The following is an 18,281-nucleotide window of genomic DNA, read 5'->3' on the forward strand; positions in this document are numbered from 1 at the left end:
TCAAGCATAATCGCGTTTATTAAATAATGTTAATGAAGCAATTCTCCACGGGCTCTCGCAGAAATATTACACGGTATTAACATGACGGTTGGATTTATAAGTATTACGTTCATCTCGAGGCTGATTATTGCCGGCGACCGCTTCGGCCGTGACGCGACAATAGGAGACAGCCTTCTCTGGAAGCGCTCCGAGCTTTCTTGAATTCAAGGAGATGCAGACATGCGCTCGCCCCTCAAGACCACCACCATCGCAGCCCTCGCCCTCGCCATGCTGACCGGCGGGGCCTTTGCCGCCGACCATCACGACTTCGGTCGTGACAACGACAAAGGCGCCTATACGGGCGACTACTACCAAGGCATTTTCGGTATGGACGATATGACGACCCCGGCGAGGCCGATGGTCACTGCACCTGCCCGTGTTGCCTCGTCGCGGCTCGATCGGGTCCTCCACGAACTGAAGACCCACAACCGCCAGATCAAAGCGGACCGCGCTGAGGGCAGATTGACCGTCGCAAGCTACAACAAGCTTGAACGGGAAGATGCCATGGTTCGCGCCCAGGCAATCAAGACCGCCGCCGCTCACAACGGCATGCTGCCCGCCCAATCCTATGCGCGGCTGCAGAACGAAGTTCGCCGCCTCGACCGGGACATGTCCCGAATGGCCTGAGCGGCAGCCAGTCGCTCACTGGCGGTGAGCTGCCCCCGGCGGCCACTTGGCCGGCCGCCGGTCCTAGTGATCAACCAAAGCCCTGCGCACATCGCGGTGTCGGCGCCTCGCCGCCGCAGACATCGTGCGGCCGTCAGTTCGTGAAAGGACAAGATCATGCCAACCATTCTCATGAGGTATCGTGCCGCCGCCCTTCTCGGCGCGGCCGTCATCATCGCGCCCCTGTCCGTGGCAGCCTTCTCGGCACACAACGTGGCGGCAGCGGCGCCGACCCTTTCTGCCTCGCCTAACACGGGAGGATCATTCGCGCCGATCGTGTCGGCCGACAAGCCCGCCGTTGTCACTGTCACGACGGTGATCAAGGCGGAGAATGCCGGCGATGAGGAGGCGTCGCCATTTCGCGGCAATTCGCCTTTCGACGAGCAGTTCCGCCAGTTCTTCCAAGACCAGGGCATTCCGATGCCGGACCAGTCGCCCGAGCCACGTCAAGGTCAGCGCGCCGAAGCGCTCGGCTCCGGTTTCGTCGTCAGCGCGGACGGCTACATCGTCACCAACAACCACGTCATCGACAAGGCGTCGGGCATCACGGTGACCCTTGACGACGGCACGCAACTACCTGCGAAGCTCGTCGGCGCGGATCCGAAGAATGATCTCGCGGTCCTGAAGATCAAGCCATCGAAGCCGCTTGCGACCGTTGGCTGGGGCGACTCCGATGCCCTGCGGGTCGGCGATCAGGTGCTGGCGATCGGCAACCCGTTCGGCATCGGTACGACGGTGACATCAGGGATCGTCTCGGCGCGCGGCCGCGATCTCAACAGCGGTCCCTATGACGACTTCATTCAGATCGACGCGCCGATCAACCACGGCAATTCCGGCGGTCCCTTGGTTGATGCGCAGGGCAAGGTGGTCGGCATCGACACGGCCATCTATTCGCCGAACGGCGGCAGTGTCGGCGTCGGCTTTGCCATTCCGTCCGATCAGGCGCGGAAGGTCGTTGCCACGCTGATGAAGGATGGCTCCATCGAGCACGGCTTCATCGGCGTGCAAATTCAGCCGGTCACGGCTGATATCGCCGATGCAATCGGCCTTGGCCAGCCGGAAGGTGCGCTTGTCGCGGGCGTCAACGGCGGAACCCCGGCAGCAAAGGCGGGCCTCAAGGCCGGCGACGTCATCAACGCTTTCGGCGGTAGTCCCGTCAAGTCGCCGCGCGATCTGTCGCGCATGGTTGCCGACCTCTCGCCCGGCACCTCGAAGAGCCTGAGCGTCTGGCGGACCGGCCAGTCCAGGGATGTCCCGATCACCATCGGCCGGAATACCGGGGATCAGCAATAGCGGCCAATTGCTCCGCATCGCAAATTGCCTGACCGGGCCCAGCCGCCAGGCATTTTTCACGGCTATGATCGCTGGCCGGTCATTGTGAGCCAGCGATCTTTTCCGCCCGGCTCTGCTGCCGCCAGGACGCAGGACTGAGGGCCGTGACCCGGCGGAATTCGCGATTGAAGTTGGACTTCGTCTGAAAGCCGGATTCGAACATCGCCGAGGTCACCGACATGTCGGTCTCCCGAAGCAGCCGACAGGCTTCGGCAATCCGAAAATCGTTGATGTATTGCGAAACATTCTTGCCGGCCAACCGATTGACCGCGGTCGATATCTGCCGGGCCGGCAGGCCCGCGCGTCGCGCCAGGCGCGACAAAGTGAGGTTTTCGTCGCGGGCCAGTTTCTCACTGACGAGCAGATGGTCGATCCGGTCCAGGATCTCGCGATCCTGTGGCTCTGGGGTCGGTTCCTCATCGAGGATCGCGTTCACCGCTGGAAGCGCACGCGCGCGGTCTGCGACCATGGCCGTCAGGCCGATGAAGAGCAATCCCAGCATATTCGCGTTGCTGACGATGAGGCCGATGTTCGCACCCTTCGTCCATTCAAAGTCCAGAATGATCGCAAGATCGAAGAGGGCCGACAGACAGAGCGAGAAGGCGGCAATGACCAAAGCGCGGTGCGCCGCGACGGCGCCTTCGAAACGGGCCTCGCCCAGCGCGTCCGTACCAGGGCGCGCAAGGTTCAAAAGCGCCAACGCATAGCCGACATATTCGACGATCAGGGCGAAGTCGATGTATCGCGGCGCAAGCAGCACCAGCATGAGGGCGCCGATCGTCGGGGTCGCGTGAACCCACGCGGCGCCAGGGACGTTTCGCTCCTCACAGCCAATCAGGCTATGGAAACTCGCGAGCACCAGCGGCGGTACGCCACTTGCAAGCACCGGCAGAGCAAATCGCAATGCCGTGACGTCGTAACCCCAGCGCAGGCCGACAACCACCGACTGGAGAGCACAGAGCGCCACCAGGGCAAGAAAGGCCCAGTTGCGCTTCGCGGGTTCGTCGCCGCGCAACATGACAACCAGCAGGATCAGCAACAGCAAGGCGACGACGAAGGGCAACGGCAGGAAAATCAAAAGTGGGTCCTTTGGCGGGCAAGCAACCTGGCAAGTCATGGCTCAGATCGCGATTCGGGACGACCTCAATCACGATCGAGGACGCAGACGAGCGCGCTGTTGGCGATCATCGGCCGTCTTTCCCAATAAAGCGAGATGCCCATGCCACTCCTCCAGTTTCTGCCCGCCGCCGCCTTCGTCCTGACCGTTGCCACCCCTTCTTACGCCCATGATGTCGGCGTGCGCGAAATCGCCGTTTCAGCTCCTGACCGGGGACAAGACCTTTCCGTAACCATCTGGTACCCTGCCGCAGATGGAGGCGATACTGTGCTTGTCGGCGACAATCAGATCTTCAAGGGATCCGAGGCTTCGAAGGATGCCCCCTTCCTCCCCGGTCCGTTTCCCCTGGTCGTTGTCTCGCACGGTTCAGGCGGGCGGGTTCAGGCCATGAGCTGGCTTGCCAGCGAGTTGGCCAAGGAAGGGTTCATCGTCGCCGGCCCCAACCATCCCGGCACCACCAGCGGCGATTCGACGCCAGCCAACACGCCGAAGCTCTGGGAGCGCACGTCCGACCTTTCCGCCGTCATCGACAGGCTCACCGGCGACAGCGAGTGGAACCGGGTCATCGATACCGACCGGATCGCCGTCCTCGGCTTTTCGCTCGGAGGTTCGACCGCCATGGAGATCTCCGGCGCTGAAGCCAGTCTCGAGGCCTATGCCCGCTATTGCGACAGCTACAAGAAATGGGATTGCGCCTGGTTCGCCGGCGGCAAAGGTTATGTCGACGACATGCCGGTTGAGGTCGACAAGCTCGATCTTCGCACCATCGACAAGGGCCGCTTCGAACAATCGAACCTCGACCGGCGCATCAAGGCAGCAGTGCTGGTCGATCCGGGCCTCGCCCAGGCCTATCGCGAAGAAAGCCTGAAGAAGATCGAGATCCCGATGCACTTCATCAATCTCGGCAGCGTTGAAACGATCCCCTTGGCCGTCGCCTCGCAGCCGCTGGCAGCGCGAACGCCGAAGGGGTCCTATGCGACGGTTGCCGGCGCGGATCACTTCAGCTTCCTGCCGGAATGCAAGGATGGCGCAAGCGAACGGCTGAAATCCTTCGGCGAGGTCGATCCGATCTGCGAACCGACCGAACGCCCCCGGACCGAAATCCATGCGGATATCACCAAGATTGCCCGCGAGGCCTTGCAGCAGAACCTTGGGGAATAAGCAAGCGCCGCAGGCGCGGCGAGAACCGATCGGCTCGGTTCTCGCCGGCTACAAAGGCTTACAAAAGTCAGGAACGGCCGACACACGGCCAATACACGCCTCCGCTCAAATGAGCGTGCTTCCAACGACGCACACTCGATCAACTCGGAAAAACGGAGGATCCCATGAAAACCGCCCGCATCATCGTCGCTGCACTCCTCATCGCCGGCGGCGTCGCGACGTTTCACGCGGCCCAAGCCCAGCAGATGATGAAGGGCATTGAGCGCACCGATCTCATCAAAAACGACATCAGCGTTTCAGGACATGAAGCCGTGCAAGTCCGCGTCGACATCGCCCCGGGCGTGCTGGCGATCAAACATTCCCATCCCGGCGAAGAAATCGCTTACGTGCTAGAGGGTTCGCTCGAATACCAGCTCGAAGGCAGGGCTCCCGTGACACTCCAGGCAGGCCAGGCGCTGTTCATTCCGGCTGGCGTTGCCCATTCGGCAAAGAACGTCGGCAGTGAAACGGCATCGGAGCTTGCAACCTATATCGTCAAGAAGGGCGCGCCGCTCCTCGTACCGGTCAAGTGATCGCGCACACTGCGCGGCGCATGTTGTGGGTCGCAACCTCTTACGGCCGAAGGAACTCCAGAAGCGCCGCGTTGAACGCCTTTGCCGATTCGATGTTGACAATGTGCCGGCCTGGCAGAGTCAGATGCCGGCCGCGCTGCACGCTAGCGGCGATCTTTTCGAGGTCGGATGGCGGGCACACCGGGTCCGCGTCGCCGGAAATGGTGAGCACAGGGTTGGCGATCTTCGCGATCGCCTCTCTCAGATCCGCATCAGCCAGCGCGGCGCAGCCGCCGATATAGCCCTCGGTCGAGGTGGTGACGAAGCTGCCGAAGATGCGATCGATGGCTTCTCGATGGCTGACTGCAAACTGCGGACTGAACCATCGTTCCGCAGTTGCCGCGGTCAAGGCTGCCAGTCCGTTCGCCCTGACGTCCTCTATCCGCGTGGCCCAACCCTCCGGCGTGCCGATGCGCGCCGCGGTTGCTGAGAGCACGATCTTGTCCAGACGCTTGCCGGCGTGGATCCCCAGCCATTGCCCGGTCAGGCCGCCGATCGAAAGGCCGCAGAAATGCGTACGCTCGATCTTGAGAGCGTCCAGCAAGGCAATCACGTCATGGCCGAGATCGGCAAGCGTATAGGGCGGCGGCGGAGCAGTCGAGCGGCCATGGCCGCGCCGGTCGTAGCGCAGCACGCGAAAATGCGGCGAGAGTTCGCCGATCTGCGCGTCCCACATGGAAAGATCGGTACCGAGAGAGTTGCAAAAGAGCAGCCAGGGCGCGCTCGCGCCTTGGGCGCTGTCGATGCGGTAGTGCAGCCGATGGCTGGGCAGGTCGAGATAGGCCATGAAACAGGGACTCCAATCGGAAAGCCGCCAAGATGGCGGCTTCGTTGTTTCTCGCGTGACGCCGCGCCTCTACTTGCGCACTGCGGCCAGTGTCACACCGGATGTGCCCAAAGGGATGCCGGCCGGACCGTTTGGTGATCCGGCCGGCCTCCCATTTGCTAAGCGGTCGCCAACTGCGCGACCTCGGCGCGGCGCGCGTTGCTGATCGCAAAGACCAGCATGGCGAGCGCCGAGACCGCCGCCGGTATGGCGAAGATCGCGAAGTTCTGCTGCAGCGGAAACTCCTGCGCCAGGAGCACGCCACCAAGCGTCGGACCGACGATGGCACCGATGCGGCCGACACCGGAGGCCCAACCCAGTCCGGTGGAGCGAACCGAGAGGTTATAGAGCTGCGCCACGCTGGCATAGAGCAGGATCTGCGTGCCGATCGTGGTGGCGCCGGCAACGAATACCATCAGGAACAGAAGGGCCGGCGGCAGGCTGAAGCCGATCAACGCGATCGAGAATGCTGCGGCGACGAAGAAGCAGACCACGACCTTCGGCAAGCCGAACCGGTCGCCGAGCCGGCCTCCCGCAATGGCGCCCACCATGCCGCCGAAATTCAGCGAGAACAGGCTGAGCAGGCTTGCCTTCTCGGCATAACCTGCCTCCTGCAGCACCTTCGGCAGCCAGGACGACAGCAGATAGACGAGCAGCAGGCAGCAGAAGAACGCGATCCACAGCATGAGGGTGCGCAGCGTGCGCTGATGCCGGAACAGTTCCATGACCGATGCCGAGGCACCCTTCGTCTCGGAAAACACCAGCCTATCCGCCACGCCGAGGCGCGCGTCGGGATCGATCTTCGCATAGATGCGCTTTGCTTCTTCCTGCTTGCCCTGGCGGATGAGGAAGCCGAGCGATTCCGGCAGCTTCCACAGGATCACCGGCAGCAAGACCAGCGGTACCGCCGCGATGAAGAACATCGGCTTCCAGCCATAGGACGGGATGAGGCCGATGCCGAGACCGGCTGCCACCATGCCGCCGACCGAATAGCCGGAGAACATCAGCGCAACCATGGTGCCGCGCAGTCGCTTCGGCGCATATTCGTTCATCAGCGCCACCGCGTTCGGCATCAGGCCGCCACAGCCGAGACCGGCGAAGAAACGGAAGACCTTGAACTGCTCCGGCGAGCTGGCGAAGCCGGTCAAAAGCGTCGAGAACGTGAACAGCAGGAAGCTGATCGCGATCCCCTTCTTGCGGCCGATCCGGTCGGCCAGTGGGCCGAAGATCAAGGCGCCGAACATCATGCCGAACAGCGCCCAGGCCTGCAAAGCGCCGGCCTGCGGCTTGCTTAAGCCCCATTCGGCAATCAACGTCGGCAGCACCGTGCCGGCGACGAAGACATCATAACCGTCGACGATCAGGAGCAGCGCTGATAGCGCCACCACCATCCATTGAAAGCCTCCGAGCGGGCTATTGTCTATTGCTTCATTCACATCGATAGAGCGCATCATCTCCTCCCCAGGTCGTTTGCGCGTTTCAACTCAGAGCCGTCAGCCGAGATCGCCGCCGGCAACCGGCAAGACGTTGCCGGTGATGTAGGAGGCCTCGTTCGAGGCCAGAAACAGAATGGGAGCCGCCTGCTCCTCGATGCTGGCGTAGCGTTTCATAAAGCTCGACTGCTTCACCTGGGCGACGACATCGCCCATCCAGGTCTTCTCGGCGTTGCTGTCGCCTTCGGCATTGCGCGGGACACGGCGCGGCGGTGCGTCTGTCCCGCCGGGTGCGGTGGCGACGACGCGGATGTTGCGTTCGGCAAGTTCCATCGCCAGCGACTGGGTGATGGCGTTGACGCCGCCCTTGGCCGCCGAATAGGGCACCCGGTGAATGCCGCGTGTGGCGTTCGAAGACACGTTGACGATGGTGCCGCCGCCGCGGGCAAAGAGATGCGGCAGCACAGCGTGGCAACAGTAAAGCGTCGGCATCAGCGAGCGGCCGATCTCCGCGTCGATCTGCGCCGGCTCGAACTCGGCAAAGGGACGCATGCGGATTGCACCGCCGACATTGTTGATGAGGATGTCGATGCCGCCGAACTGTTCGGCGGCAAAGCGCATGGCCGCGGCCGCGCCGTCATGGGTTTCAAGATCGGCGTTGAAGGCTGCGGTCTGCGCACCCTTGGCCTCCGCCGCCACCTCGGCGACGAAATCGGCGCGGTCGACGAACAGAACCTTGCCGCCTTCCTCGGCGGCGCGAAGTGCCACGGCACGGCCGATCCCTTGAGCCGCACCGGTGACAACAAGCACCTTGCCGGCGAAACGACCTTCGAAGCGGGCCGTGGTCATGCGGCCTCCTTCGCCACGACATTTGGCGTGAACTTCTCGTAGTGGAAGCTGTTGGGTTTGACGCCGGTGTCGTCGAAGTGCTTGCGCACCGCATCGACCATCGGCGGGGGGCCGCAGAGATAGACGTCGACATTGCCGCCGTTGAAGAGCTCTTCCGGCATATGCTGGGTCACCCAGCCCTTGCGCGGATGGTTGGAGGCGGCATGCGCAACGACAGTCGCATAGGTGAAGTTGGCAAGGCGTTTGGTGTAGGCCTCGATCTCCTCGACAAGCACCAGATCGAGGTCCCGGGTGACGCCGTAGATGAGATGAACCTTCTGCTCGGCGTTCGTGCGGGCCAACGCCTCGAGCATCGACAGGAACGGCGCGAGACCGGTGCCGCCGGCGAGCAACAGCAGCGGACGCTGGACCTCCCGCAGGTAGAAGCTGCCGAGCGGACCGGTCAGCTCGAGTTTCGTCCCGACTGCGGCGCCCTCCAGCCAGGTGCTCATCACGCCGCCCGGGATCTTCTTGATCAGGAAGCCGACGCGTTGTTCGCCAGGCACCGACGAGAAGGAATAGGAGCGGCTCTGGCCGCTGCCCGGCACGTCGATATTGACATATTGACCGGGCAGAAAGGCGGGTGCAGCAGCGGGTTCGACGTCCAGTTCAAGCACGATCGCCGCGTCATTGTGCGGGGTGATGCGCGCGACCGAGGCCGCGAACTTCTGCTGTCCGGTTTTGCAGGCCGCCGCCGTCGTCGGCACCGCGATGACGCAATCACTGGACGGCTTCATCTGGCAGGTGAGCACCAGACCGCTTGCTGCCTCGTCGGATGTCAGCGCATCGTCGATGAAATCGTCGCCGAGATCATAGGCGCCGCTTTCGGCGCGGCACTTGCAGGTGCCGCACACGCCGTCGGAACAGTCCATCGGCAGATTGATCTTGTTGCGGAAGGCAGCGTCGAGCACCTTCTCATCGTCCCTGCATTCGACAAAACGGGTCACACCGTCCTCGAAGTTCAAAGCGATCCTGTAGCTGGCCATGGAACCCTCCTCTTAACGTTCCTTCGCTTCCGGCGGGCGCGCCCGTCAGATGTGGTAGACGTCGATGACCTGGCGGATGTAGTCGTTCTTCAGCACGATTTTCTTGCGCGAGATCACCAGCTCTTCGCCGCTCTTGCGCAGCGTGACGAAGATGGTGCCGAAGAAATGGTCGGTGACCTTGTAGCGATGGTTGAGGGTGTGAAAGTTGTAGCGGAAATCCACTTCCTCGCCGCGATCGGCCACGCGCTCGACATTGGTGACATTGTGGCTGGTGCGCGGCTCCGGCGTGGACGCGCCCGACCGTTCGGTCTTGATGCGAAAGACACGATCCTCCAGGCCGTCGCGGCTCGGATAAAAGATCAGCGAGATCTGCGACTGCGGATCCTCGGTCAGTTGGTCGTCGTCGTCCCAGGCCGGCATCCAGTAGCTGACGTCAGGCGCATAGCAGGTCAGCCATTCGTCCCATTGCCGGTCGTCGAGCAGGCGCGCTTCGCGGTAAAGGAAGGCGCAGGCGGCGTCATAGGAGATGCTCATGCGACCGCTCCCTTCTTCTCAGAGGCGAGTGCTGCGCGCATCACCTTTGCCCAATATTCGTGCTGGCGGACGAACAGGCCTTCGTCCTCGCTACGCTCGCCCGAAAGCAGCGGCTCAAGGCCCATCCGCTTGGCGTTCTCATCCGGACCGTCGATCCAGAGCGGTGCGCCGCGCGACAGGTCGTTCCAGAGCGCGGTGATACCGGCATAGCCCTGCTGGCAGGCGCGGAACTCCTCAAGATCGTCAGCGGTGCCCATGCCGGAGACGTTGAAGAAATCCTCATATTGGCGGATACGCAGCGTGCGATCGGCAGCGCTTTCGCCCTTCGGCGCGAAGCAGAAGATGCTGATCTCGGTCTTGTCGACGCTGATCGGACGGGTCACGCGGATCTGGGTGCTGAACTGGTCCATCAGGAACACGTTCGGGTAGAGGCAGAGATTGCGCGTCTGGTTGACGATGAAATCAGCCTTCACCTCGCCGACACGCGCCTTGATCTCCTCGCGGGCGTGGAAGACCGGCCGGACCTCGGGGTTCATGGTGTTGGTCCAGAGCAGGATATGGCCGTTGTCGAAGCCGTAGACGCCGGCAATCGAACGGCTCCAACTGCTGGCGTCGACCGCCTTGGTGCCCTCTTCGTTGCGGCGCCCCATGGTGGCGGCATAGTTCCAGTGCACGGAGCTGACGTGATAGCCGTCGCAGCCGTTTTCCATCTGCAGCTTCCAGTTCCCGTCATAGATGTAGGAGGAGTTGCCGCGCAGCACTTCGAGGCCGTCCGGTGCCTGGTCGACGATCTGGTCGATGATGACCTTCGTTTCGCCGAGATAGTCTTCGAGCGAGGGGACGTCCGGGTTCAGACTGCCAAAAAGGAAGCCGCGATAGCTCTCGAAACGGGCGACACGCTTCAGGTCGTGCGAACCGTCTTTCGCAAACTGCGGCGGATATTGCGTCGTCTTCTCGTCCTTCACCTTCAGAAGCTTGCCGGTGTTGGAGAAGGTCCAGCCATGAAACGGACAGGTGAAGCTGCCCTTGTTGCCGTGTTTGCGGCGGCAGAGCATGGCACCGCGGTGGGCGCAGGCATTGATGACCGCATGCAGCTCACCCGATTTGTCGCGGGTGATGACGACCGGCTGCCGGCCGATATAGGTGGTGTAATAGTCGTTGCTCTCGGGGATCTGGCTCTCGTGGGCGAGATAGACCCAGTTGCTTTCGAAGATGTGCTTCATCTCCAGCTCGAAGAGATCTTCGTTGGTGAAGATATCGCGGCGGCACCGGAATGTGCCGGCCTCATGATCGTCCTCGACTGCCGTGGCGAGCAGGTGGTCGAGGGCTTGGGCTTTGTCGATAACTGCAGACATGGTTCTTCTCCCGCAAACGGCGCGCCGCATTCGGCCTGGCGATTGCAACGATGTCGGTGGTCAGGGGCGGTGGCTCATCCGGCCGCCGCGAAAAGGATCAGGCGGCGGCGCGCTTGCGCTGCTCGTTGATCTGGTTGTCGACGCCATTCACCAACGAGGTCAGGTGGATGTCGAATTCGATCTCGGCGAAGGGGCCGGAAAGGCCGTTCGCCTTGATGCTCGCCTCGTCGGTCCGCTCGGTAACATCGGGCACCAGCCCGTCGCGGGTCGCATAGGCGAAGTCGTCGTTGACCAGCGGGTCGCCGGCGATGTTGATCTGGGTCGTCAGCTTGCGATGACCGTCGGCGCTGATGAAGAAATGGATATGCGCCGGGCGCTGGCCGTGACGGCCGAGCGCCGAAAGCAGCTGCTCCGTCGGGCTTCCCGGGGGGACGCCGTAACCATGCGGCACGATACTCCGGAACTTGTAACAGCCCTTGGCGTCGGTGACGATCGTGCGGCGCATGTTGAACGGCGCCTGCACGCCGGTCGGGTCGAAATGCGAATAGAAGCCGCGGGTATCACAGTGCCAGACCTCGACGGTTGCACCTTTCAGCGGCTGGCCATCGGCATCATAGACAGTGCCGTGCATGATCAGCGGATGGCCGTTGGTGTCGCGGCCGTCATCGAGCCGGGCGAAACCTTCCGATGCCGGTGCACCGGCGACGTATAGCGGGCCCTCGATCGTGCGCGGCGTCGGGTTCTTGATACCGAGTTCCTCGTCAATCGCGTCGAGACGTTCGTCGAGGAAGTGGTCCAGGCCGAGGCCCGGCGAGATCAGGCCGGCCTGGCCGGCAGCGCCGATCTCGTTCAACCAGGCGATGCCCGTCCAGTATTCGTCCGGGGTGATGTCCAGATCGTCGATCGCCTTGAACAGGTCCGACATCAGCCGGTGCACGATCTGCTTGACGCGCGGGTTGCCGCCATCCTTGTCGAGACCGCTTAAGATCTTCAGGAAATCCTGGGTTTCCGGCTTGTCGAAAATCTTCACGCTCATGATATTTCCTCCACTTGGATTGTCTTGAAAGCGGGTGCCGCCTGCCAACCTCCCGGCAGCGGCACGGACAAAATTCTAGCTATCGTTCTCACGGACCGACGATGGGTGCCGAAGCAGCGGCGTCACCTCGATCTCCATGAACTTGAAGAGCGGCAGACCGGATAAAATCTCGTGCAGTTCCGCATTGTCCTTCACATCGAAGACGCTGTAGTTCGCGTACTGGCCGGCGATCCGCCAGATATGCCGCCACTTGCCGCTCTGCTGCAGCGCCTGTGAATAGGCCTTTTCCCGGGCGATGATCTCGGCCGCCTGCTCGGTGGGGAAATCATGGGGGATGCGAACGTCCATTCTGACGTGAAACAGCATCGTCCACTCCTCACTTCGCAACGCTGATCGTCTTGCGCAGCCCGTCGCGCGCAAAGAACTTCAGTCGATCTTCGTCGAGTTCGATCCCCAGCCCTGGTCCATCCGGCACCGTCAGTTCGAACTCGCTGTAGTCGAGCGGCGTCGCCAGGATTTCCTCGGTCAACAACAGCGGCCCGAAGAGTTCCGTGCCCCACTGCAGATTGGCGAAGGTGGAAAACACATGGGCTGACGCCACCGTGCCGATGGCACCTTCCAACATCGTGCCGCCATAGAGTTCGATGCCGGCAGCATCGGCGATCGCCGCCACACGCTGCGCATTGAAGAGACCGCCGCTCTGCTCGATCTTGACCGCAAAGACGTCGGCGCCTTTGCTCTTGGCAATTTCGAAAGCCGATTCAGGCCCGGTGAGGGACTCGTCCGCCATCAGCGCCACCGGGAAGCGACGGACAAGGCGACCGAGTGCTGCGGTCGACGCGACCGGCTGCTCGACCAGTTCGCAACCGGCATCGGCCAGTGCCGCCATGCCGTAGGCGGCCTCGAATTCGCTCCAGGCCATGTTGACGTCGACGCGCACCGCGCCACGGTCACCAAGCGCCCGTTTGATCGCGGCCACATGGGCGATGTCATCTTTCAGCGGCTTCGCGCCGATCTTCAGCTTGAAGATCCGATGGCGGCGAAGGCCGAGCATCGTCTCAGCCTCGGCGATGTCCTTGGCGGTATCGCCTGACGCGAGCGTCCAGGCGACCGGCAGGCGCTTGCGCAGCGCTCCGCCCAGGAGTTCGCCGACCGACAGACCATGGCGCTTGCCGTTGGCATCGAGCAGTGCCGTTTCCACCGCGCATTTGGCGAAGCGGTTTTCCTTCACCGCCTTGCCGAGACGCGCCATCAGCGCCCGAACGCGGGTCGCGTCCTCGCCGAGCATCAGCGGCGCAAAATAGGTATCGATCGCCAGTTTCATGCTTTCCGGGCTCTCGCCGCCATAGGCGAGCCCGCCGATCGTCGTGCCTTCGCCGATGCCGACCGTGCCGTCGCTGCAATGGACCTTCACCAGCATCAGCGTCTGGCCGGTCATGGTCGCGACCGAGAGCTTGTGCGGCCGAATGGTCGGCAGATCGACCAGCACCGTCTCGACCCGTTCGACGACGGGGAGGAAGGTTGCTGACGGTGCGATGGGTGCAAGGGTCGTGTTCATGGCGTGACTGTGCGCCGCGCCCTGTGCTGCGTCCAACACCAAATAGGTTCGCTACGATACCTTTATGGTATAGTGTGGCAAAGATTGCGCTTATTCATGCAGTTGCCGCACCGCAACATACCGCAATGATAGGCAAGTGAGGGCCATAACATGGATCTGCGCCAGCTTCGCTACTTCGTCGCCGTCGCCCGTGAGCGCAATTTCACCCGTGCCGCCGAGATGCTGCACATCGCCCAACCGCCGCTCAGCCGACAGATCCAGCTTCTTGAGGAGGAACTGGGCGTGCCGCTCATCATCCGCGCAAGCCGCCCCGTGCGGCTGACGGAAGCGGGCCGGTTGTTTTACGAGCAGTCGCTGCAGGTTCTCGGTCGAGTCGAGCAGATGGTGGAAGCCACGCGCCGTGTCGGGCTCAACCAGAACCGCGTTCTCTCGATCGGCTTCGTCGCCTCCACCCTCTATGGCGGATTGCCGACGCTGGTGCGCAAACTGCGCCAGAACGCGCCGGAACTCGACATCCGCCTGCTGGAGATGGTGTCGGTGCAGCAGATCGAGGCACTGAAGGAAGGCAGGATCGATGTCGGCTTCGGCCGGCTTCACCACAGCGATCCCAATGTCGTCGGCATCCTCATGCGTGAGGAGCGCCTTGCCATGGCTATACCCCAGGGCACGCCCTTGGCCGAGGAAACATCCCCCCTGCCCTTGGGCGCGCTCGCCGGGCAGAAACTCATCGTCTACCCGAAGGAGCCACGCCCCAGCTATGCCGATCATGTGCTGAGCCTGCTTCACGCCCACGATGTGCACCCGGCCGAAGTGCATGAGGTACGCGAGATCCAGAGTGCCCTTGGCCTCGTCGCCTCGGAAGCCGGCCTTTGTATTGTGCCCTCCTCCGCGCGCCAGGTGCGCTCAGATGTCCATTACCGCATGATCGAGGGGGAGCGCGCGACCTCGCCTGTCATCCTCAACCACCGGGTCGGTGACAATTCACGCTACATCGTGCTGATCAAGCAGCTGATCGAGGAAATGTATGCGGAGAACCCGCCCTGGCTCGGCCTTGAGCACAATCTCCCAATTCGGCCCGCCTTCGTTAAGTGACCAAGTCCGGCATTCGCGCCCCGGTCATCCTGCTATCCGAGGCGTCGGCGCTCTCGGCCCATAGCTCCTGCACCATTTGCCGAAGCACGAGTGCCTCCGCCCACCGATCCGTGGAGTCCTCGCCGTCCGCCCCGGTGATCGCATAGGGTCTGGGGCCGAGCTCACAGGTCATGACCAATTCAGCATCTTCAGCGGCGCGGGATCGCCAGCTGCGAAAGCCATAGTCCCACCAGTCGCGAAAGAGGTCGACCCAGGGGCGATGCTGCGGAAAGGACATTTCGATCTGGATCTGCTGGCATGACCCGATGCGCCCGTGGAACGCCTGAGCGTTTTGGAGGATGCGGCGGATCTGATCGTGGCTCTCGCCTTCGACGGGAAAGGCGAACTCGCGGCCGACCAGATAGTGCGAGAGATCGGCGAGCAGCGGCAGGTCGGGTCGCCGGTCGAGCAGATCGAGCGTGAACAGAAGATCGCTGGTAATGCGGTGGCGATGGGTTTCGATGTAGGCGGGAACACCGGCCTCTTCGGCGAGCCGCATCCACGCATCGAGAAGCGGCAAGCAATCCTGGACCCGGCGCAGACGGACATCCGCCTGCAGGTCGATGTGACTGACCGGAAACTCGCTCGCCAGTTCCAGCGTCAGGCGGAGATCCTCGACACTCCTCGGGAAGCAGACGCCTTCGACCTTCAGACCGGTGCCCCGAATCACTGCGTTCAGAAGTTCGACATCACGGCGGTTGGTGTAATGCGCGCTGATGCCGTCGAACCCCGCCTCGACAATATCAGTGATGTTGTCTTCGAGGCTGCGCTCGTAGCCGTCCGCGTGCCGGCGCTCCATCGCCCAGAGCGACTGAAAGACAAGCAGTTTCTGCATCAGGCGGCCCGCGCGCTTTTCAGCAGCGCCTTGAGATTCGCGCCGGGATCGGCGAGCACGGCAGGGTCGGGGCCAATGCCAGCGGCAATCAGCATTTCCGCCAGCTTGATATCCTTGGCAAGAGCATTGCCGAGACCAAGGCCCGCCGCGGCAACGAGACGTCCGCCGTCCAAGTAGAATTCGAGCTCGCCGCCGTCGAGCTGGCGCGTCACACTTTGATGGTCCAGCTGCGGCAGGCCCGCCACCTGCAGGCCGAGATCGTACTGATCGGTCCAGAACCAGGGGATGGCGGCAAAGGCCTCCTTGCCGCCGGCCATGTTCCGCGCTGCGGTCTCCGCCTGATTGCGCGCATTGCGCCAGCTTTCAAATCGTACATGCCCGCCACCCGGCTGAGCCACTGCCGCGCAATCGCCGGCGGCAAAGATAGCGGGGTCGCTGGTGCGAAGAAAGGCGTCGGTCAGGATGCCGTTGCCGGTGGCGAGCCCTGCCGCCTCGGCAAGTCCGACGTCTGGCAGAACGCCGATCGCCGCAACGACGACATCGGCGGGCACCGCGCTGCCATCCGCAAGGCGTACCGCATTATCGGTGATCTCGGCGATACCCTGACCGAGATGAAACGCAACGCCCTCTTGCTGATGCCGCGCATGGAGTTTGGTGGCAAAGCGCGGGGGAACTGCGCGTCCAAGCGGCTTCGGTGCCGCCTCGATAACGCTAACGGTTATACCCTTGCCGCGCAGCACCGCCGCCAGTTCCATGCCGATCAGCCCGCCGCCGATGATGGCGACGCCTTTTCCTGATTCGGCACGCGAGAAGATCGCCGCCGCGTCGGCATAGGTGCGGAAGTCAAGCGCGCGCTCGGCGCCAGGGCATGTCAGTCGTCTCGGGCGCGCACCGGTCGCCAGCAACAGCTTGTCATAGGCGAGTCTTCGCCCGTCGCTTAAGGCGACGGACCGGGCAGCCGGGTCGAGCCTCAGCGCAGAAACACCCTGGAGATAGTCGATGCCGGCAGCCTGAAGAGCCGCTGCACCGCAGATCGGCTTCATCTGCACCGCACCATTGAGTGGCTTCGACAACGGCGGGCGCTCATAGGGCAAATGCGGTTCCGTGCCGGCGAGCGTGACGCTGCCGGCAAAGCCCGCCTCGCGCAGTGCAAAGGCGGCCCTTGTGCCGGCTTCGCCGGCGCCGATGATGACGATGCCGTCCATGGCTTGCTTGCTCCATCGATCATAGTTGGAGCGGGAGGCGGGCGGAAACCGCACGCACTTTGCCTCACCCCGCTCAAGAAAAGGTGGCCGGCGCAGGCAGGAGAAATGCGCCGGCCTACAGCGCCGCGCGTCTTATCAGACGCGCAAAGGGTCGCTGTAGAACTTTGAATTCCTGCATGTTTTTGACCTTTGATCGGCTACGATCAAAGGAAACATGCAGGAGGAGGATCAGTTGCGGGCCGCGTAGTCGGCCATATTCTCAGGCGTAACGAGCTCGAAGGGAACCCAGACGTTCTTCTCGACGGTTTCGCCACGCACGAGCGAGACGGCGGCATCGACCGCACTTGCCGACTGTCCCTTGGCGTTCTGGAAAACGGTCGCGTCTAGACCGCCGGCGGCCATAGCGGCGAGCCCGTCCTGGGTCGCGTCGATGCCGACGATGATGACGTCGTCCATCGACACGCCGGCGGCCTTCAGCGCCTGGATGGCGCCAATCGCCATTTCATCGTTGTTGGCAAAGACCACGTCGATCGGCCGGCCGGCCGTGATCCAGTTGGTGGTGAGGTCCATCGCATTGGTGCGCGTCCAGGCGGCCGACTGCTCGTCGGCGATGGTGGCGCCCTTGCAGTCGCCGGCAGCCAGCGTCTCCTTGAACGACAAGGTGCGGTCACGCGAGGCCTGGTGGGCGAGGTCGCCCATCAGGATATAGACCTGGGCATCACCCGCCTTGCCCTTCTCCTTGAGCAGCGAACAGGCGGCCTCGGCTCCGAGGCGGCCAGAGTCCGTCTCCTTCGAGCCGACATAGGCCTGCTTTTGCGGCAGCTTGCCGAGGTTCTCAGGCTCGAGATTGAGATAGACGAGCGGAATGCCCGCTTTTTCCGCCGCTTCACTGATGCCTGGCGCGGCCGAGGTATCGGTCAGCGTCATGATGATCGCATCGACGCCCGCCGCGATGAAGTTGTTCACCTGGTTGAGCTGCTTGGAAATGTCCGTCTGGGCGTCCTCGATCTGCACCGTGGCGCCGTTGACTTCTGACGCGCGGGCGTTGATGCCCTCGCGCAGCAGGGTCTGGAAGTTGTTGTCGAAGCTCTGCATCGACACACCGATGGTTTCTGCCGAGGCAGCACTTCCCATCAAGGCGGCAAGCGCTGCCGCCAGGTACATGGATTTCATAATTTCCTCCCAATGGGTGCCGGATCACCCGAGCGCATTCCGGGGGCCCCGCGGGCCCGGTCAATGCTGGTGGCCGGTCCTAGCCGAGGGCCACGCGGACCTCGCCGTTGACGATTTCGGCGGGATAGGTCTTCAGGTTCTCGCAGGCCGGAAGCCTTATGGCCTCGCCGGTGCGATAGTCGAAGGCGCCGGAATGCTTGGGACATTCCACCTCGTAGTCCATGACCAGCCCATCGGCGAGATGGATCGCCTCGTGGGTGCAGAGACCGGCGGTGCAATAGACGCTGTCATCAGGGCCGCGGTAGATCGCGTAGGTGCGCCCAGCATGGTCGAAGCGGATCGCTCCCTCCTGTTCGATGTCGTCCAGTTTGCAGGCTGGTACCCAGGTGATCACG

At 62.9% G+C, this 18,281-nt stretch carries 18 protein-coding genes and 1 pseudogene; 5 read left to right on the forward strand and 14 right to left on the reverse strand.

The features are described from left to right. Positions 1-219 precede the first annotated feature (219 nt). Complete coding sequence (locus tag BBX50_RS26585; protein WP_065778273.1) at positions 220-666, forward strand: hypothetical protein; 447 nt, start codon at positions 220-222, stop codon at positions 664-666. Positions 667-822: 156 nt separating this feature from the next. After that, positions 823-1,980: pseudogene (locus tag BBX50_RS26590) on the forward strand (Do family serine endopeptidase); the annotation flags it as partial. 97 nt (positions 1,981-2,077) lie between these two features. On the opposite strand, the gene BBX50_RS26595 reads toward BBX50_RS26590, so the two are convergent. Beyond that, complete coding sequence (locus BBX50_RS26595) at positions 2,078-3,115, reverse strand: AraC family transcriptional regulator (protein WP_065778275.1); 1,038 nt, start codon at positions 3,113-3,115, stop codon at positions 2,078-2,080. 141 nt (positions 3,116-3,256) lie between these two features. Here BBX50_RS26595 and BBX50_RS26600 point away from each other — a divergent pair, with 141 nt between their 5' ends. Both BBX50_RS26600 and BBX50_RS26605 read left to right on the forward strand, forming a co-directional pair. Further along, a complete protein-coding gene (locus tag BBX50_RS26600; RefSeq protein WP_065778276.1) occupies positions 3,257-4,315 on the forward strand; it encodes an alpha/beta fold hydrolase in 1,059 nt (352 codons plus the stop codon). Positions 4,316-4,479: 164 nt separating this feature from the next. Beyond that, positions 4,480-4,887 carry a cupin domain-containing protein gene (locus tag BBX50_RS26605; protein WP_065778277.1) on the forward strand — a complete coding sequence of 136 codons (408 nt, stop codon included), beginning with the start codon at positions 4,480-4,482 and terminating at the stop codon, positions 4,885-4,887. A gap of 40 nt (positions 4,888-4,927) precedes the next feature. Here the strand turns inward: BBX50_RS26605 and pcaD are convergent, their stop codons facing one another. The 9 genes from pcaD to BBX50_RS26650 form a co-directional block, all read right to left on the reverse strand. After that, on the reverse strand, positions 4,928-5,713 hold the full coding sequence (pcaD, locus tag BBX50_RS26610; RefSeq protein WP_065778278.1) for a 3-oxoadipate enol-lactonase: 786 nt from the start codon (positions 5,711-5,713) through the stop codon (positions 4,928-4,930). 158 nt (positions 5,714-5,871) lie between these two features. Beyond that, entirely contained in the window at positions 5,872-7,206 is a 1,335-nt protein-coding gene (locus BBX50_RS26615) for an MFS transporter (protein WP_201723526.1), read from the reverse strand. Between the two features lie 39 nt (positions 7,207-7,245). Then, positions 7,246-8,034 (reverse strand): benzoate diol dehydrogenase BenD, encoded by a 789-nt coding sequence (gene benD, locus BBX50_RS26620; protein WP_065778279.1) that lies wholly within the window; start codon positions 8,032-8,034, stop codon positions 7,246-7,248. Beyond that, positions 8,031-9,059, reverse strand: coding sequence for a benzoate 1,2-dioxygenase electron transfer component BenC (gene benC / locus BBX50_RS26625; RefSeq protein WP_065778280.1), 1,029 nt, complete (start codon positions 9,057-9,059; stop codon positions 8,031-8,033). The genes benD and benC overlap by 4 nt, the downstream gene beginning before the upstream one ends. A gap of 45 nt (positions 9,060-9,104) precedes the next feature. Next, a complete protein-coding gene (gene benB / locus BBX50_RS26630) occupies positions 9,105-9,593 on the reverse strand; it encodes a benzoate 1,2-dioxygenase small subunit (RefSeq protein WP_065778281.1) in 489 nt (162 codons plus the stop codon). Continuing rightward, on the reverse strand, positions 9,590-10,948 hold the full coding sequence (locus BBX50_RS26635) for a Rieske 2Fe-2S domain-containing protein (RefSeq protein ID WP_065778282.1): 1,359 nt from the start codon (positions 10,946-10,948) through the stop codon (positions 9,590-9,592). The genes benB and BBX50_RS26635 overlap by 4 nt, the downstream gene beginning before the upstream one ends. A gap of 97 nt (positions 10,949-11,045) precedes the next feature. Further along, complete coding sequence (gene catA / locus BBX50_RS26640) at positions 11,046-11,984, reverse strand: catechol 1,2-dioxygenase (protein ID WP_065778283.1); 939 nt, start codon at positions 11,982-11,984, stop codon at positions 11,046-11,048. 75 nt (positions 11,985-12,059) lie between these two features. Then, positions 12,060-12,350, reverse strand: coding sequence for a muconolactone Delta-isomerase (catC, locus tag BBX50_RS26645; RefSeq protein ID WP_065778284.1), 291 nt, complete (start codon positions 12,348-12,350; stop codon positions 12,060-12,062). A 10-nt stretch (positions 12,351-12,360) separates the two neighbouring features. Further along, positions 12,361-13,542 carry a muconate/chloromuconate family cycloisomerase gene (locus tag BBX50_RS26650; protein WP_065778285.1) on the reverse strand — a complete coding sequence of 394 codons (1,182 nt, stop codon included), beginning with the start codon at positions 13,540-13,542 and terminating at the stop codon, positions 12,361-12,363. A 150-nt stretch (positions 13,543-13,692) separates the two neighbouring features. Here BBX50_RS26650 and BBX50_RS26655 point away from each other — a divergent pair, with 150 nt between their 5' ends. After that, a complete protein-coding gene (locus tag BBX50_RS26655) occupies positions 13,693-14,634 on the forward strand; it encodes a LysR family transcriptional regulator (RefSeq protein ID WP_065778286.1) in 942 nt (313 codons plus the stop codon). On the opposite strand, the gene BBX50_RS26660 is transcribed toward BBX50_RS26655, so the two are convergent. The 4 genes from BBX50_RS26660 to BBX50_RS26675 all read right to left on the reverse strand — a co-directional run bounded on the left by BBX50_RS26660 (position 14,627) and on the right by BBX50_RS26675 (position 18,277). Then, positions 14,627-15,508 carry a sugar phosphate isomerase/epimerase gene (locus BBX50_RS26660; RefSeq protein ID WP_139108392.1) on the reverse strand — a complete coding sequence of 294 codons (882 nt, stop codon included), beginning with the start codon at positions 15,506-15,508 and terminating at the stop codon, positions 14,627-14,629. The genes BBX50_RS26655 and BBX50_RS26660 overlap by 8 nt on opposite strands. After that, positions 15,508-16,713, reverse strand: a complete 1,206-nt coding sequence (locus BBX50_RS26665; protein WP_065778288.1) for an FAD-dependent oxidoreductase — start codon at positions 16,711-16,713, stop codon at positions 15,508-15,510. Before BBX50_RS26665 ends, BBX50_RS26660 begins: the two co-directional genes overlap by 1 nt. Before the next feature lie 228 nt (positions 16,714-16,941). Further along, positions 16,942-17,886, reverse strand: coding sequence for a substrate-binding domain-containing protein (locus BBX50_RS26670; RefSeq protein ID WP_065778289.1), 945 nt, complete (start codon positions 17,884-17,886; stop codon positions 16,942-16,944). A 79-nt stretch (positions 17,887-17,965) separates the two neighbouring features. Continuing rightward, positions 17,966-18,277 carry a MocE family 2Fe-2S type ferredoxin gene (locus BBX50_RS26675; protein ID WP_065778330.1) on the reverse strand — a complete coding sequence of 104 codons (312 nt, stop codon included), beginning with the start codon at positions 18,275-18,277 and terminating at the stop codon, positions 17,966-17,968. Positions 18,278-18,281: the final 4 nt, after the last annotated feature.

Origin of the sequence: Ensifer sp. LC11 (genome assembly GCF_001695835.1) — a bacterium.
In the GTDB taxonomy this organism is placed as follows: Bacteria; Pseudomonadota; Alphaproteobacteria; order Rhizobiales; family Rhizobiaceae; genus Ensifer.

Bases quoted from the DNA above. Each gene is read 5' to 3' on its own strand.
- BBX50_RS26655 (WP_065778286.1), top strand. From the start codon at position 13,693: ATGGATCTGCGCCAGCTTCGCTACTTCGTCGCCGTCGCCCGTGAGCGC.
- BBX50_RS26605 (WP_065778277.1), top strand. From the start codon at position 4,480: ATGAAAACCGCCCGCATCATCGTCGCTGCACTCCTCATCGCCGGCGGC.
- benC (WP_065778280.1), bottom strand. From the start codon at position 9,059: ATGGCCAGCTACAGGATCGCTTTGAACTTCGAGGACGGTGTGACCCGT.
- BBX50_RS26635 (WP_065778282.1), bottom strand. From the start codon at position 10,948: ATGTCTGCAGTTATCGACAAAGCCCAAGCCCTCGACCACCTGCTCGCC.
- benD (WP_065778279.1), bottom strand. From the start codon at position 8,034: ATGACCACGGCCCGCTTCGAAGGTCGTTTCGCCGGCAAGGTGCTTGTT.
- BBX50_RS26650 (WP_065778285.1), bottom strand. From the start codon at position 13,542: ATGAACACGACCCTTGCACCCATCGCACCGTCAGCAACCTTCCTCCCC.
- BBX50_RS26660 (WP_139108392.1), bottom strand. From the start codon at position 15,508: ATGCAGAAACTGCTTGTCTTTCAGTCGCTCTGGGCGATGGAGCGCCGG.
- BBX50_RS26585 (WP_065778273.1), top strand. From the start codon at position 220: ATGCGCTCGCCCCTCAAGACCACCACCATCGCAGCCCTCGCCCTCGCC.
- catC (WP_065778284.1), bottom strand. From the start codon at position 12,350: ATGCTGTTTCACGTCAGAATGGACGTTCGCATCCCCCATGATTTCCCC.
- catA (WP_065778283.1), bottom strand. From the start codon at position 11,984: ATGAGCGTGAAGATTTTCGACAAGCCGGAAACCCAGGATTTCCTGAAG.
- benB (WP_065778281.1), bottom strand. From the start codon at position 9,593: ATGAGCATCTCCTATGACGCCGCCTGCGCCTTCCTTTACCGCGAAGCG.
- pcaD (WP_065778278.1), bottom strand. From the start codon at position 5,713: ATGGCCTATCTCGACCTGCCCAGCCATCGGCTGCACTACCGCATCGAC.
- BBX50_RS26600 (WP_065778276.1), top strand. From the start codon at position 3,257: ATGCCACTCCTCCAGTTTCTGCCCGCCGCCGCCTTCGTCCTGACCGTT.
- BBX50_RS26615 (WP_201723526.1), bottom strand. From the start codon at position 7,206: ATGATGCGCTCTATCGATGTGAATGAAGCAATAGACAATAGCCCGCTC.
- BBX50_RS26670 (WP_065778289.1), bottom strand. From the start codon at position 17,886: ATGAAATCCATGTACCTGGCGGCAGCGCTTGCCGCCTTGATGGGAAGT.
- BBX50_RS26665 (WP_065778288.1), bottom strand. From the start codon at position 16,713: ATGGACGGCATCGTCATCATCGGCGCCGGCGAAGCCGGCACAAGGGCC.